Genomic DNA, 12,729 nt, shown 5'->3' with positions numbered 1-12,729 from the left:
AGGGATAAACTCGCCGACATATGTTTCAGATCGCCAATTTTCAGCAAAATGCCTTTGTAATTGTCGAAGGCAAAGCCGCACCGGGCTTTTACATCGTTCGGCAGGGCAAAGTACGCCTTACGGCCGAGATGCCGATACCCGGCGAAGAACCCAACCTGATTCTTAACCCTGGCGACTTCTTCGGGGTGGTATCTTCGATGAGTGGCCACCCGCATATTGAGACGGCACAGTGCCTTGCGAACACGTCGATGATCAATGTGGGGCGTGACCAATTTGGCGTGTTGATTCAAAAAAACGCGCCGATCGCGATGAAGATCATTCGCTACTTTTCGCAGCGGCTGCGCATCATTGACCGCGCGATCACCAAGCTGACTTTTCACAGCACGGTCGAAGAAGACCCGCAGCTGATGTTCAATATCGCGCAGTTCTATTACGCAAAACAAGAAATGAAGCACGCTGCATACGCCTACCAGCGTTACCTGCAGTTTTACCCCAACGGCCCGCACGCTCCTCAGGCCAAGATGGCGCTGCAGAACATGAGCGCCCCGATGTCGGTGCCTGCACCCGGCGGCAATGCACTCGCGCGCTCTTTCGCCGACGGGCAGATGATCTTCATCGAACACGAACCCGGCAACGAACTCTACATCATTCAGGGCGGTAAGGTCAAGATCACCAAGGTTGTGAATGATAACGAGGTTCTGCTCGCAGTTCTCAACCCCGGCGACATCTTCGGCGAAATGGCCCTGCTCGAGAATAAGCCGCGTTCTGCCTCGGCAGCAGCGTTCGGTAACGTGACGACGCTGGCGATCAACAAGCAGAACTTTGAGGGCATGGTACAGGCACAACCGCAGCTGGCGACGAAGCTGATCACGCTTCTCAGCGAGCGCATCTGGCTTGCGTACCGACAGCTCGCGAACCTGCTCATCGCCGACCCGGTGGGCCGCATGTACGATACGCTGCTAACGCAGGTGCAGAAGAAGAAAGTTGCGATTCAGCCGAAGACGAGCTATGTGTTCGACATTGGTTCTCAAGAAATTCTCAAAATGCTCGGTTACCCGCCAGAAAAGGGCGAAGAGTATCTGATCACGATGCTCAGCGACAAGAACCTGCGTCTCGATCAGGGCAAGTTCATCTGCAAAGACCTTGCCGAACTCGAGAAACAGGTACAATTCATTCGCAAGCGCGCAGCGGCAGAACGCCAGCGCGAAGCCGCGAAAATGGGCTAAGGGCCATGGATGGCCCAAGCTCGCCGCTTGCAAGGATGCAATCCGGGCGACGCGCTAGAGCGTTTTCAACGCTCAACGTATCCTGCTGAGCCGAAAGAATGGAAAGCAGCGGAGCGCTTAGATCACGTCGGCTGCTGACAACACGCCCAGAAATTTTGCGATTTCGTCGTCGAGCGATTCTTTCAGGTATTTCATCGTCTGCATCGCCGATTCGAATGCACCTTTGCGATCGTAATTTAAGCGCTCGGGCTTCGCATCGACGGTGAATTTCTCAATCATCTCCATCAGCTCTTTACAGCCTTTAAAAACGCTGAACATTTCACTCGCGAGCAAATATGCCATACAATACCGCTTTTGCTTATCAATGTCGAGTTTCTCGACGTATTTCTTGCAATTGCGATCAACCTGCCCCAGATAACTCGCGAGGGGTTTCGGGAAACGCAAGAATTCGACGACCATCGCCTGCACGCGCGACGCATGCGCCTGAATATCTCGCTCGTAGGCATTGGTCAAACCGAGCACCGCATCGTGCTGGTTGCCGTCTTTCATCTCTTCGAGCACTGAAGACATCTTGAGACTCTGTATCAGACCGCGGTAGCGTTCGCCGTTGCGCTGTATTTCGCGCTCCGCATTGACGAGAAAGCCATGCATTTCTGAAACCGACATGTCGGGTTCTATGTTGAGTTCAGTAACCCAGGCGGGCAGCTTCATCGGCATCGGGTGCACCCGACGCTGTGCGCCATTGCCTGAGTCTTGCCTCTCATCCCCGTTACCCGAGGCAGCCAAAAGCCGCCGCGTCATCAGCGCCTCTTCTTTACCCAGAGCAATCGGCACAATTTCGATGCGCCGAGTGCGAAGATTGAAGCGCGTCGCGAAACGGCGCCCCTGCGCATCGACATAACGGTTTTCGATGCTGCGCAGAGTGATGCGCGAGGTGTCTATATCGGCAAGAGTGTTAATGCGGATATAGTTGTGGCGCATGTTATCCCGGTAATTCGTCTCTCAGCCGCCGTGCCCGGGCATTCAGTGGGTCTACGGTGAGTATCTCGTCTAGTACGACGTTTGCCTTGACGCGGTCTTGCAGAGCAATATAAATTTCTGCGAGCAGGTTCAGGTTCATGGCGTTCGTGTTGGGGTCTTCGTTTCTGATCGTCTCAGAATAGTGCAATGCTTTGTCCAGGTGGTTGAGCTTGCGCTCGGCGAATGCCGCAAGGTACATGACTTCGAAGTCGTCGGCCTGCGCTGCGAGTAGTTTTTCGGCGATCGCCAGAGCAAGGCTGTATTCTTTGATCTGCATGGCGAGATTCAGCGCGGCCCGCAGAGCCCTTGGCCCGGCAGTCGAAGAGTTGTTCGCACGGCGCAGCAGTTGTGTCGCTTCGGCGTGTTTACCTGAATCAACAAGCTGCTTCGCATCGCGGAGCAGAACCGACGCCGTCTGCTTTTCTTTGGCAGGCGTTACGTCTTTGGCTGAATTATACTTCACGCGAACAAGCGATAGGTCGTCGGTAATCTCGCCCGAGGCCGCAATCAGCTCATAGATTTCATTTAATCTGCCTTCGGCGGTTTCAACGTGTTTCAAGAATATGCTCTCGTCTTCGTTGATGACCCTCACATTACCCTCGTGACCGGGCAGTGCGATATCATCGCGACCGTCTGAGCCAAGCAAGATGACGTCGTTGGGCTGCAGCTGAATCTGGTCGATGGCGATGTCATCTTGCAAACCAGGCGTACCTAGTTTACGGTAATAGCTGCGGTTTTGCAGAAACACGGCCTTGCCGTCGCGGTAAAGCACGCCCCAGGGGTGTTCAGCGTTGAGGTAATAGAGTTTGCCGCTGACATTCTCGAGCACTGCGATATAGATAGAGACGAGCATCGAGCAGTCAAAGCTTTCGAAAACTTTCTGTAGCTCGAGAAAGGTAGCTTTCAGCCAGCTTTCGGGATCTACCTGCGTCTGCAGACGCGTGCGCTCGACAATCGACTGAAAGACCGCACCCAAGACCAGCGAACCACCCGCACCTTGCATTGACTTACCCATGGCGTCGGCGTTTAAAAAGACAGTCGAAGTGCCCGTTGCGAACTGCAGGGTATGCGCAATCGAAATATCACCGCCGATATTGCGTTTCTGATTTTTGAACTCAAAGTGCTTCTTCTGTTTGGTAAAGAAATCCACATCGACGTTGAGACCTTCGTCTACGGCATTCACTCCCAACGGGTTCAAAAGCAGAGAAGTCAGGTAATAGTCACCGTCTTGCTGCGTCTTGAGTTCGTTGACGAGATCGAGACTGGTCTTGAGTTTCTTCGAAGCTGTGATCACCTGCTCTTTCTCTTCGAGCAGACTGAGTTCTGAGCGAATGAGCTCGACGCGGCGCTCATAGTCTTTAAGGCAAAGAAAAGTCAGCACGCCCAAATAAGGCATCACCATGCCGCCGAGCGCAATTGAGCCGACATCGGACGCGCCGAAAAAGAAATAGAGTGTAATCGGCAGAAGCCAGGGCACCGCAAAGAGTATAAACGTAAAACGATTGCAGGCGAACGTAAATGCAGCAGCACCCGTAACGCCGATAATGAGGGCAAACGATGTTAGTTTAATACTTTGGTTCTTGATTTCAGGTAACTGAAAATAGAACCCCACTCCGATTAAAAGGGCGATGAAAAATGCCTGACCATTCGCGACGAGAGCGCGCGTGTGCATGTTCTTGATCCAGTTTTCGCCAAAAAAATAGAAAATCAGAATCGGCACAGAAGCAACCATTTCGGCGATAAACCAGGGAAGGTGCTGCTGAATCGTTGAATCGATCATCAGCATCGCGTAATAGAGCAGCATCGCGAGCACAAGGCCAACAATGGCAAGCCGCACGTTCCAGAACATTTCGCGCACGAGCGTGTCGTGCACATGCTGCACAAATTCGGGTTTTACCAACTTATCAATCGAACGCGCGAAAATGGCCATAGGTGCTCCTGAGTTTGATTATCGGCATTTAAGACACGATATCGTGAGGTCAAGACAGATGGTTAAATCAGAGAGTCAATAAATGAACAAGTGTTCATTATTTATACACATTTTCACCCGGCGGGTGAAAGTGCGAATGAATCAGGCTACGGGTTTTTTCTTGTGTTCGACTTCGGTCACGACCTTGATGGTCTTTTTGAAGTTCCACTTACGATAAACCGAAAGTGCGTCGATGCGCGCATTGGGCAAGAAGAAGTAGTTTGAACCGTACTGAACAATCGCGCCCTTGTAATCAGAATGTTTACCGCGAAAATCGACCTTGCCGATTTCTTTCACCTGGTTCCAGTTTTCGACGTTCTTCAGCACTGGAACCTGGTAGAGATGCAGTTCGCGAATGCTACCCTCTTGCAGGGTGCGCACCATTATCTGAGACCAGTCCATCAATATAATTTCGGAGTGCCTGAACGTGAAGTCAAGTTTTTTAAGACTTTTTGCCTATCTACGCCTCAGAACGACAGACTACCCGCCAACCGCATGAAGAAGCCGAAATTTTCACGCTGGCGACTGTCTTCGGCGTACGTCAATGCGACGAAGCCCTGTACGACACCAGTATTCACAAGCGCCATGATCTTGTAGCCGCTGTTCTTGATACGCATCGATGAGGATTGCAGAAGAATCGAAGAATACCACTCTGAGGGAAATATGATCGGCTCTAGCGGCTGGTCTGAATACAGTTGGTAGTGACCGCCACCCACAAACAGATAATCTGCGTAGCCGAGACCTGCGAGCGTTTGCAGCGAGCTGTCAGCCGAAAGAGTGGCGCCGGTGCGCAGATGAAAGCCGGTCTCTGAGTTTCGCACTGAAAATCCCGCTAATTGGTTTCGCTGCTCGTAGACAACAACGCCGGTGAGATACGCACCTGCGTATCTGAGCATGGCATAATGGGAACCTGTGGCAAAATATTGCGCGAACCATTGCTTTGAGAAGAGTTGCCCGACGAAACCCTGCCTGGCTTCGAAGACACCGCTGGCGAGGCCATGGGGTTCAGAGCGCTCAAACGCAATTGCGCGCATCGAGAACCCACCGTCGTAGCGAAGCGACGCCAAGAGATTGCCAGGGCCCGCCATTTCTAAGCCAGCGGCGAAACCATCGCGACTTTCGATCGCCCCGAACTGCAGCGAGCCGATGGCAATGGGCTGTTCGTTGTTATGGACGTCAAAGGCGGCAGCCCCCGCCGAAAAGCGCACCCACGAAGCCGGGATTGCGCCGACACGCAGCGCGGCGACGTTGTTCTGCTCCAGCTGATAATATTGGCTGTCGGTGAAGAGGTATTTACTCTGGTAACCGAGGCGCACACCGGCAGGTTCGGCGAACGCAAAATTGCGTGTCCATGGCAGGTAGGCGCCGTTGCTGATGAGAAAGCCAAAGTCGAGCGACCGCTCGCGCTGGCCAACTTCAAGCAAAAAGGGAGTCGCCGTCGAAGAAAACGATGCCATTACCCCTCTGGCCGAAGGCGCAGTGTATGCACCGACGCGAAATTCTTTGTGCCGATAGACGGCCGCCCCAAAGTCAGCAGAGGGAGCGATATCTTGTTTCAATCGGCCGGTCTGAAATTGTATCTGGTGCGAGAGCGCGCGGCCGCAAACTCCGCAAAGGCAAACAATTGCGAAAACCTTACGCAGCATCGCGGCACCCCCAGTTCTTGCGCGCCAGCGAGGCGCGGGCCGATTCGCTGAGTGCGCAGGCGTCTCTTTCACGGGTGAAACGCAATGCCTCAACCGGTGTCAGGCCCCACTTGATGAGCGTCGAAAACTCGGGCACCTTCTGCGGTAGCTTACGCTTCTGCACGCGAGGCCGCTTCGGTATATACGGCTCTGCTTCGTGGCGGGCGGTTTCTGGCGCAATATCGAGAGAGTATTGTAGCGAGAATTCGAGAAACGCTTCACCGGCAGGGGCGAATCGCGCGAGCGCGCTCAGCCTTATGCTCTGCGTAGGCGCGAGCCACGCGCCGAGGCGAGCGCGCTCGCTGAGTGGCTCATAACCCAAAATCAATCCGCCGTATTTTGAGACGAAGGCAAAAACCTGAGCCGACCAGCGGTATGGCTGCGAGTGCAAATATTCAAATTCTGAATTGAGTTCGAGTGCAACGGGCAGCTCAAGCAGAAATGAGCCTGAGGCCTTAGTCGCATATTGTGAGCCGAAGACTTCACTGCGAAAAACAGCGTGCGACCACAAGAAGCCGAATGCCGGGTAGAAGTTACCGGGTGTATTCTGCCGTGCACTCAGCTTTTCGTGGCGGTAGTGCGAACCCAACCCAAATTGAAACCGATGACCCTCGAGTTCGAAGCCCGCAGAGGCGAGCGCAATGGCATTTGTCAGATTGCGGTCAGGTGCGAGCGCATCGCGCCGGGCATACGCCGTGAAAGCGAACGGCCCCGACACGTTCTCGAGATCGAATGTCTCGGCGCCAATCTGTCGCGCCGCATCGGCGCTGCCTGTTTCGTGGCCCAGGCGTGCCGTTAACGCAAAGGCTGAAGTAACCGAAGAAAGCGAGCCAACTATCAGAAGTGGCCAAAACCTGTTGCTCATAAGAGCTCCACACGCTGAATTCAGGCGCCCTGATGCCAGAGCCCCTCTATAGATTAAATACCCAAAAACCGCGGTTTTTTCTCACCGAACGGAAAAAAAGGTTTTTTTTTTGGCATTATCTTGCGATTTTGCGTCGGGGTAGGTTTGGTTCGGCCTGCTCACCACAAGTAAACCGACCCCGACACAAGGGTGCAATCTGGTTGACAGAGGCTTTACTGCGGGGTGCGTTGCCGGGTGGTCAAGACGCTGCGCCTCAACGTGCCTGCCGAGCGTGTGAAAGAACCCTTTATGTACCGCATGGTCACAGGCTACAACCTGCAGCCGAACATTATCGAGGCGAACCTCGGCCCCGACCGCTGCGGGTCGATGGTCGTCGAGGTTTCGGGCAGACCGCATGATATTGAAAGCGGCATTCTGTTTCTGCGCGAAGCAGATATCGAGGTAGAAGAGATTTAAATTGCGGCGATACCGAGCTTCGCGGCCAAGAAGCTCACAAGGCTCAGACCGACGAATGCGGTGAGACCCATGAGCAACCACACAATGATGTGGCTGAGACGATAAACCTTATAGCTGCTTTCGGCGATGTTGAGCACCTGCCGCGCGCCAGCGAATAGCTGGCGATAATGCCAGACAATCGCAAGCATCAGTAGCGGCGCACCGAGTACCGGCAGAAAGAGTAAAACCGAGAGGCAGCTCACGATCAGTGTCGAGAACAGTGCAATGCGCATTCCGCTTTGCGGTGAAAATCTGCCGCCAGAGTGTTCGGCGGTCTCTTCGGCGATCACTCCTAACAGAAAGATGTAACCGGCATAGAAGGCAACACCCAGAGGAAAAACGATAAAGCAATGGCGCAAGAACAGCGCCAGGTTGTGAAAATGTATCAGCTCACGAATTGCATAAAAGACAAAGCAAGGCAGCAGCAGCGGCAGATGGTATTTGCGAAACAGCGACCAGAATGAACCGGCCTCTTCACGATCGATCTCTTCCCATGCCTCGGGTTTGCCGAGAAGAAGCTGGCGAATGCGGTATGAGATCAGCTCAAAGCCCGCTTTGTGCTCGAGCGGCACTCCACCCAAACGCACCCGCGCAGCCATGGGGCTTATGGTTTCGCTGACGGTCTTTCTGGGCGCCGTAAAGAATTCTTTGCCCGACGGCCTTGCGCTCGTAGCACGAGCCGGTGCAGATTTTTTCGTGGGCAATTTTTTCATTATTCTTCGGCGGCCTTTCGCTTTTTCTTGCGCTTCTTCTTTTTGGCCTTTCCCTTTGCAGGCTTCTCTTTTGCCACCACCGCGCTTGCGAGCGAGGCACGTTTGTGATTGAAGAGTGCGTTGGCACGGTATTCAACCGAACCTTCTTTGTAAAGAATTTCCAGAACGCTGAGGCGTTTCTTAGAAGGCGCAACCTGAACGCTGAGCGTGCCGGTTTCTTTGTCATAGCTAAAGTCTTGCGCCGTTGAAAAAACCCGAACCTTAAAGTTAGATTTCTCAAGCCCCGCAGGTATTTTAAACTTCACCGCCGTCTGGTTTTCGATCACCTGGCCAGGCTCGCTGTTCAGGTAGCGCAGTGGTAGCGAGCGCGCGAACGTCTTCTGCGCGAACTGCTTTTCACCATCACCTTTCACGATCAAGAAACGCCTCAAAAGATACGGGTCTTCACCGACCTGGTTGGCCCCGTGAAAAGTCGTGCCAGCGGTCTGGTAGCCGAGCTCTCTGAGTAAGCGCAAACTTGAGGATGTATAAATGCCAAATGGGTATGCCAGGTGCTTCACATCAGCGCCGCTCTTTTCGTTCAGAATGCGTTTCGAATCAGCGAACTGCGCGCGCTGTTCTGCGTCGGTCATCGTGCTCAGCATCGGGTGCCACATCGTATGGCTCTCGATCGCATGGCCTGCCTTGCGCACAGCCTGAATCTGCGCCCAGGTGAGCGATCGTTCTTTGCGGGCCATGATGTAGGTGGGGTAAATATAGAGCACACTCTTGAAACCATGCTGGTCGAGAATCTTCTGCGCATGATTGACGAAATCGTTATTGCCGTCGTCGAATGTGATCATGATCGGCCGGCGCCCATTCGTAAAGTCGAGCTTCTTCTGGCCACGCACATAGAGCAATAACTCATCGGGCAATATGGCATAGAAGTTCTTGTCAGCCAGCCACTGCATCTGTTCGCGAAACTGTTTTACGGTCACGGCGTAAGGGGTGGGTCTTTCGCGGTACTGTTCTTCGGTCACGATCTGGTGGTAGCAGAGAATCGGCACCCCCAAATCTTCACGCCAGTTGGCGGGTATCTCTGAAGTTTGAAGCGCTGGGTCAGGTGCAGATTCAGCCATAGACGCAGAGACGAGTTGCGCGGGCGGTGCTTCGGCGAGGTCTGCGGCAGCCCCCGCAGGCTGAGCTTCAGGCCCGGGTGTTTCGGGAATATTCGCCGAACGGTTCTGAAACCAGACCGTTGCCCCGAACACGGCGAAAATAAACGCAGTCAGAAAGATGAACGCTTTATAGCGCGAATACATGCGACATAATCGCCGGGCGCGACAGGGGGGAAAGTAATGCGTGTCTTTGGTTGCGGCTAAGGCCCTGTTGCCACGCAACGAGTGTAGAATGGGTTCGTCTTCGCGTATCCACTGGTATAGCCCGTAGAAAAACTCAAGGCCCATGCTCCGGTCGGCGTTGAGTAGGGCATTGAAGTCCAATAGTCGCCCACCGTAGTACCGGGAAAAAATCCCGACTGCACCAGCGGGGCAACTACAGCGCGGTTGATTAGGCTATTGAGTTCAACAGGGTTCGGCAGACGCCAGTTGTTCGAATTTCCGAAACTGCCTAGATTGAGGGTATCGCAATAGTTTAGAGCGGTCGACCAGACCCCCGTAGTCGCTGCGCCGCTGCAAGTTGCATCGTTGGCTTTTCCCCTGGCGCATTTTTGCCACCTGAGGTTTGTACTGTTGTCGGTTATCGTGCCATCGCCGTTGTCAGAGAATACCCGTGATGCGCTCGTACTGCTCGCTACACAGCGAATATTGCCCGCCGTGGTCTTCAGCGAATAATACACCGGATCGAAACTGAAATTTGCACGCCAGGCGTTCGTTGGCGAGCTAAATCTTGCCGTTGATGACCAGTAGGCCGCACCTGCCGTCTGAGGAAAATGCACCGCCTCAACCGCAGGCGAGCCCCAGAAACGAAGCAGCGTCTCGATCTCTTGCATCGTCGGCAGGCGCCATTCGTTGATACCGGCGTAACCAGCCCCCGAATTGGCTGCATTCAGCGCTGAGCACTGCGAGATTGCATTTGCCCACGTATAAGTACCGTTCGCACCCACTGCGCAGGTGGCCCCTGATCGGCCCTCGGAGCAGGCTTTCCAGGTGAGGCCAGTGACATTGTCTACTGTTGTGAAATCAGAATTGTAGGTGGCGTGCATCGACGGGCCGGTGAAACTACGTGCAGCGGGAACATTTAAAAAATCGCCATCTTGCCCGGGCCAGCCCGGGTCACCGCAGGCTGTGACTCCCGCGTCGTTATGGCACGATGTATACCCGGTGTCAGCGAGAGGGTAAGCCTGATTGGCTTTCGTCGTAGTGAAACTTCTCTGTACCTGCGCAGCGATGAAATTGCCCGCAAGGTCTTGAAACCCCGCGATGGGCAAGGTATAGCGAATCTGCGAAAACTCAGGAAACCAATACCAGCCAACCTGTATCGTCAGGGTGTCGTTGGTAAATGTGCCTGTAGACCAGGTATAGGTTGGCGAGCTATCAGGCGCACTCACGTACGAAGCGCCATCGAATATTTCTGTCGTGAGCGTCTGAGTGAGAGTCGTGTTCATGCTCTCGCTGAAGATGAGCACAATTGCCGCTCTGCACGGAGCGCCTGAACACGGCGCTACGTTAGTCATCGCGTCTGCTGGTGTCGAAGAAAGTACTGTCGGCAGCACGAGATCAAAAGTATATGTTTCTGATGCTACGGCAGAAGCAGTGTACCCTGACGCACAGGCTATCGCCTGTAAATTCTGATTTGCCGATACGGAGACAGCCGCAGAGTAACTGCTTCCGGAGGTGCAGGTGGTGCCGGTGCAGGCGGGCGTGGTCACGCCATCGGTGGAATAACAAATTGCATCGGCCGCGGGCGTGGTCGTAATTGTCACATTCTGTGTTGAAATGTACAAACCACCTGCCGGAGCCATCGAAGGCGCTGCCATCTGTGGTAATGTGGGTACATCAGTCTTGACCTCAGACATTTCTGCCGGCCAATTGAAGTTACGGCAATGGGTGAACGCCATGGCTCCGCAGAGAAGCAAGAGCTGCGTAGTGAGCAATTTGCGAGAGAAAGACGACTGATTTGCAGGCCAGATATTCCGCTGCCGGTTGGTCTGTGCCATCGAAAAGTCGCGAGGCATGAAGCTCCATCTGTAAAGCGTATTTTTGTCCTATGCCAAACAGAACCATACCCTGACCCATATCAACCCGAAGCGCCTAACGCAGGCGCGACAGTCGCAGAGACGCCCGTTTGATATCGTAGAGACGCCCTTAAAGGGCGTCTCTACAAAATCATTAACCCGTTAGCTTGAACGTGCCCAAGAACTCGGGCAAGTCATTCATGTCAAAGTGCGTGATCGACTTTGAGATGACTTTGCCTGTGCGCAGGTTCTTCACTTCGCCAAAGCATGTGGTGTGTGAATATGGCAGGTTCCATGGATAAATCTGCTGCTTCTCGCCGACGTACTGGTACGGTTCACCGTCGACGCTGAAGTCGAATGTGTAGCGAATTTTCTGGTCTTGAAAATAGCGCAGCTGCAGCGTGCCATAGACTGGCATGTTTTCGCACATGCCGCCGATCGTCACCGTGCCCGCGAGCTCGCTCAGCATGAACTTGTCTTGCCCTGGGTTTACGAAATCGACGAGGTTCTTCGGGCCCCAGTCGGCTTTAAATTCAAATTTGTGTTTGCCCGCAGGGCCAAAACCGTCGACGAACTCGTGCTCGCCTGACATGACCTCGTGAATCACAAAACCTTTTTCGGGCACACCTTTCTTCGCGGTGTCCATAATCGAATTGAGGATAGACCCCAGCTTATCGACGATGCCGCCGAGGCCCAAAGACTCTTGCTGTTGCTTCGACATGAAAGTGTGCGTCGTTTTATCCATCACGCCGGCAGCCGTGGGTAAAACGCGGATATACTTGAAGAACTGGTTCAGAATGCTCACCATTTCTACATCCTTCTCTTCGCGCACCGAATCAAAGATCATGCGTGCTACCGTTTCAGGTTTGTCTGAATAGAGCGGCATGAACATAAAGAACAGCTGCTCGCCGATTGAGTTGGCGGTCGCGGTATCGTAGAAACCCGTGTTCACCAGAAACGGATACACAGTGGTCACTTTGATATTGTCGCGCGCAACTTCGACGTTCATGATCTCAGACATCGCACCGACGGCGAGCTTCGTCACCGAATACGCTCCCCATGTTGGTGCGCGAAAGTATGCCTGGCCACTCGAGACGTTGACGATATGGCCCGACTTCTTTTCTTTCATGAGCGGCAGAAACGTTTGGATATGGTAGAGCGGCGCCCAGAAGTTGATGTTCATCAGCTGTTGCCATTTGCTGAGCGGCGTGTCGGCGATTTCAGCGTTATAGCCGATGCCGGCATTGTTGATCAGCACGTCGAGCTTGCCGAATTTCTTCACGACATCGTCGCGCAGGCTTTCGACGGCCTTGAGGTCGGTGACGTCGACGACCTTGGTGAGAATATCGACGCCGTGTTTCGCAAGGCGCTGCTTCGCATTCTCAAGCGCCATTTCGTTGATGTCGGTGAGCACCAGGCGCGAACCGGCTTCAGCAAAGAAACCAGCTGTGTTGAGACCGATGCCACCGGCAGCGCCAGTGATCAAGACGACTTTATCTCTCAGTTCTTTCATAGGCCAAACCTACACAAGGTCGAACGAGGCGTCAACAAAAAATGACATTTGTGTCATTAGTTAGGTTC

11 protein-coding genes are annotated in these 12,729 nt (G+C 53.7%); 2 read left to right on the top strand and 9 right to left on the bottom strand.

Annotated features, from left to right (window positions below; translation table 11 throughout):
• The first annotated feature begins 20 nt into the window (after window positions 1-20).
• Window positions 21-1,226 carry a Crp/Fnr family transcriptional regulator gene (locus TURPA_RS07265; protein ID WP_014802647.1) on the top strand — a complete coding sequence of 402 codons (1,206 nt, stop codon included), beginning with the start codon at window positions 21-23 and terminating at the stop codon, window positions 1,224-1,226.
• Window positions 1,227-1,343: 117 nt separating this feature from the next.
• Here the strand turns inward: TURPA_RS07265 and TURPA_RS07260 are convergent, their stop codons facing one another.
• From TURPA_RS07260 to TURPA_RS07240, 5 genes are all read right to left on the bottom strand, one after another.
• Window positions 1,344-2,207: a hypothetical protein gene (locus TURPA_RS07260; protein WP_014802646.1), complete on the bottom strand. Its 864-nt coding sequence runs from the start codon at window positions 2,205-2,207 to the stop codon at window positions 1,344-1,346.
• Window position 2,208: 1 nt separating this feature from the next.
• Complete coding sequence (locus TURPA_RS07255) at window positions 2,209-4,176, bottom strand: SpoIIE family protein phosphatase (RefSeq protein WP_014802645.1); 1,968 nt, start codon at window positions 4,174-4,176, stop codon at window positions 2,209-2,211.
• A 141-nt stretch (window positions 4,177-4,317) separates the two neighbouring features.
• Complete coding sequence (locus tag TURPA_RS07250; protein WP_014802644.1) at window positions 4,318-4,617, bottom strand: hypothetical protein; 300 nt, start codon at window positions 4,615-4,617, stop codon at window positions 4,318-4,320.
• A 65-nt stretch (window positions 4,618-4,682) separates the two neighbouring features.
• Window positions 4,683-5,861: a hypothetical protein gene (locus TURPA_RS07245; RefSeq protein WP_014802643.1), complete on the bottom strand. Its 1,179-nt coding sequence runs from the start codon at window positions 5,859-5,861 to the stop codon at window positions 4,683-4,685.
• Window positions 5,851-6,765, bottom strand: a complete 915-nt coding sequence (locus TURPA_RS07240; RefSeq protein ID WP_014802642.1) for a hypothetical protein — start codon at window positions 6,763-6,765, stop codon at window positions 5,851-5,853. The genes TURPA_RS07245 and TURPA_RS07240 overlap by 11 nt, the downstream gene beginning before the upstream one ends.
• 234 nt (window positions 6,766-6,999) lie before the next feature.
• Here TURPA_RS07240 and TURPA_RS07235 point away from each other — a divergent pair, with 234 nt between their 5' ends.
• Window positions 7,000-7,221, top strand: coding sequence for an NIL domain-containing protein (locus tag TURPA_RS07235; RefSeq protein ID WP_041948377.1), 222 nt, complete (start codon window positions 7,000-7,002; stop codon window positions 7,219-7,221).
• Here the strand turns inward: TURPA_RS07235 and TURPA_RS07230 are convergent.
• The 4 genes from TURPA_RS07230 to TURPA_RS07215 form a co-directional block, all read right to left on the bottom strand.
• Complete coding sequence (locus tag TURPA_RS07230) at window positions 7,218-7,973, bottom strand: hypothetical protein (protein WP_014802640.1); 756 nt, start codon at window positions 7,971-7,973, stop codon at window positions 7,218-7,220. The two genes, TURPA_RS07235 and TURPA_RS07230, sit on opposite strands and share 4 nt — an antisense overlap.
• Complete coding sequence (locus TURPA_RS07225; protein ID WP_014802639.1) at window positions 7,973-9,274, bottom strand: polysaccharide deacetylase family protein; 1,302 nt, start codon at window positions 9,272-9,274, stop codon at window positions 7,973-7,975. The genes TURPA_RS07230 and TURPA_RS07225 overlap by 1 nt, the downstream gene beginning before the upstream one ends.
• Window positions 9,275-9,330: 56 nt before the next feature.
• Window positions 9,331-10,989: an Lcl domain-containing protein gene (locus tag TURPA_RS23380; protein WP_169314408.1), complete on the bottom strand. Its 1,659-nt coding sequence runs from the start codon at window positions 10,987-10,989 to the stop codon at window positions 9,331-9,333.
• Window positions 10,990-11,302: 313 nt separating this feature from the next.
• The gene (locus TURPA_RS07215; RefSeq protein WP_014802637.1) at window positions 11,303-12,661 is read right to left on the bottom strand and encodes an SDR family NAD(P)-dependent oxidoreductase; all 1,359 of its coding nucleotides are present in this window, start codon (window positions 12,659-12,661) and stop codon (window positions 11,303-11,305) included.
• Window positions 12,662-12,729: the final 68 nt, after the last annotated feature.

The organism is Turneriella parva DSM 21527, from assembly GCF_000266885.1.
In the GTDB taxonomy this organism is placed as follows: Bacteria; Spirochaetota; Leptospiria; order Turneriellales; family Turneriellaceae; genus Turneriella; species Turneriella parva.
This window is presented reverse-complemented; position numbering and strand designations above follow the sequence as displayed.

Coding starts and splice junctions, on each gene's coding strand:
- TURPA_RS23380 (WP_169314408.1), bottom strand. CDS start 10,989: ATGTCTGAGGTCAAGACTGATGTACCCACATTACCACAGATGGCAGCG.
- TURPA_RS07225 (WP_014802639.1), bottom strand. CDS start 9,274: ATGTATTCGCGCTATAAAGCGTTCATCTTTCTGACTGCGTTTATTTTC.
- TURPA_RS07255 (WP_014802645.1), bottom strand. CDS start 4,176: ATGGCCATTTTCGCGCGTTCGATTGATAAGTTGGTAAAACCCGAATTT.
- TURPA_RS07230 (WP_014802640.1), bottom strand. CDS start 7,973: ATGAAAAAATTGCCCACGAAAAAATCTGCACCGGCTCGTGCTACGAGC.
- TURPA_RS07250 (WP_014802644.1), bottom strand. CDS start 4,617: ATGGACTGGTCTCAGATAATGGTGCGCACCCTGCAAGAGGGTAGCATT.
- TURPA_RS07240 (WP_014802642.1), bottom strand. CDS start 6,765: ATGAGCAACAGGTTTTGGCCACTTCTGATAGTTGGCTCGCTTTCTTCG.
- TURPA_RS07245 (WP_014802643.1), bottom strand. CDS start 5,861: ATGCTGCGTAAGGTTTTCGCAATTGTTTGCCTTTGCGGAGTTTGCGGC.
- TURPA_RS07215 (WP_014802637.1), bottom strand. CDS start 12,661: ATGAAAGAACTGAGAGATAAAGTCGTCTTGATCACTGGCGCTGCCGGT.
- TURPA_RS07265 (WP_014802647.1), top strand. CDS start 21: ATGTTTCAGATCGCCAATTTTCAGCAAAATGCCTTTGTAATTGTCGAA.
- TURPA_RS07260 (WP_014802646.1), bottom strand. CDS start 2,207: ATGCGCCACAACTATATCCGCATTAACACTCTTGCCGATATAGACACC.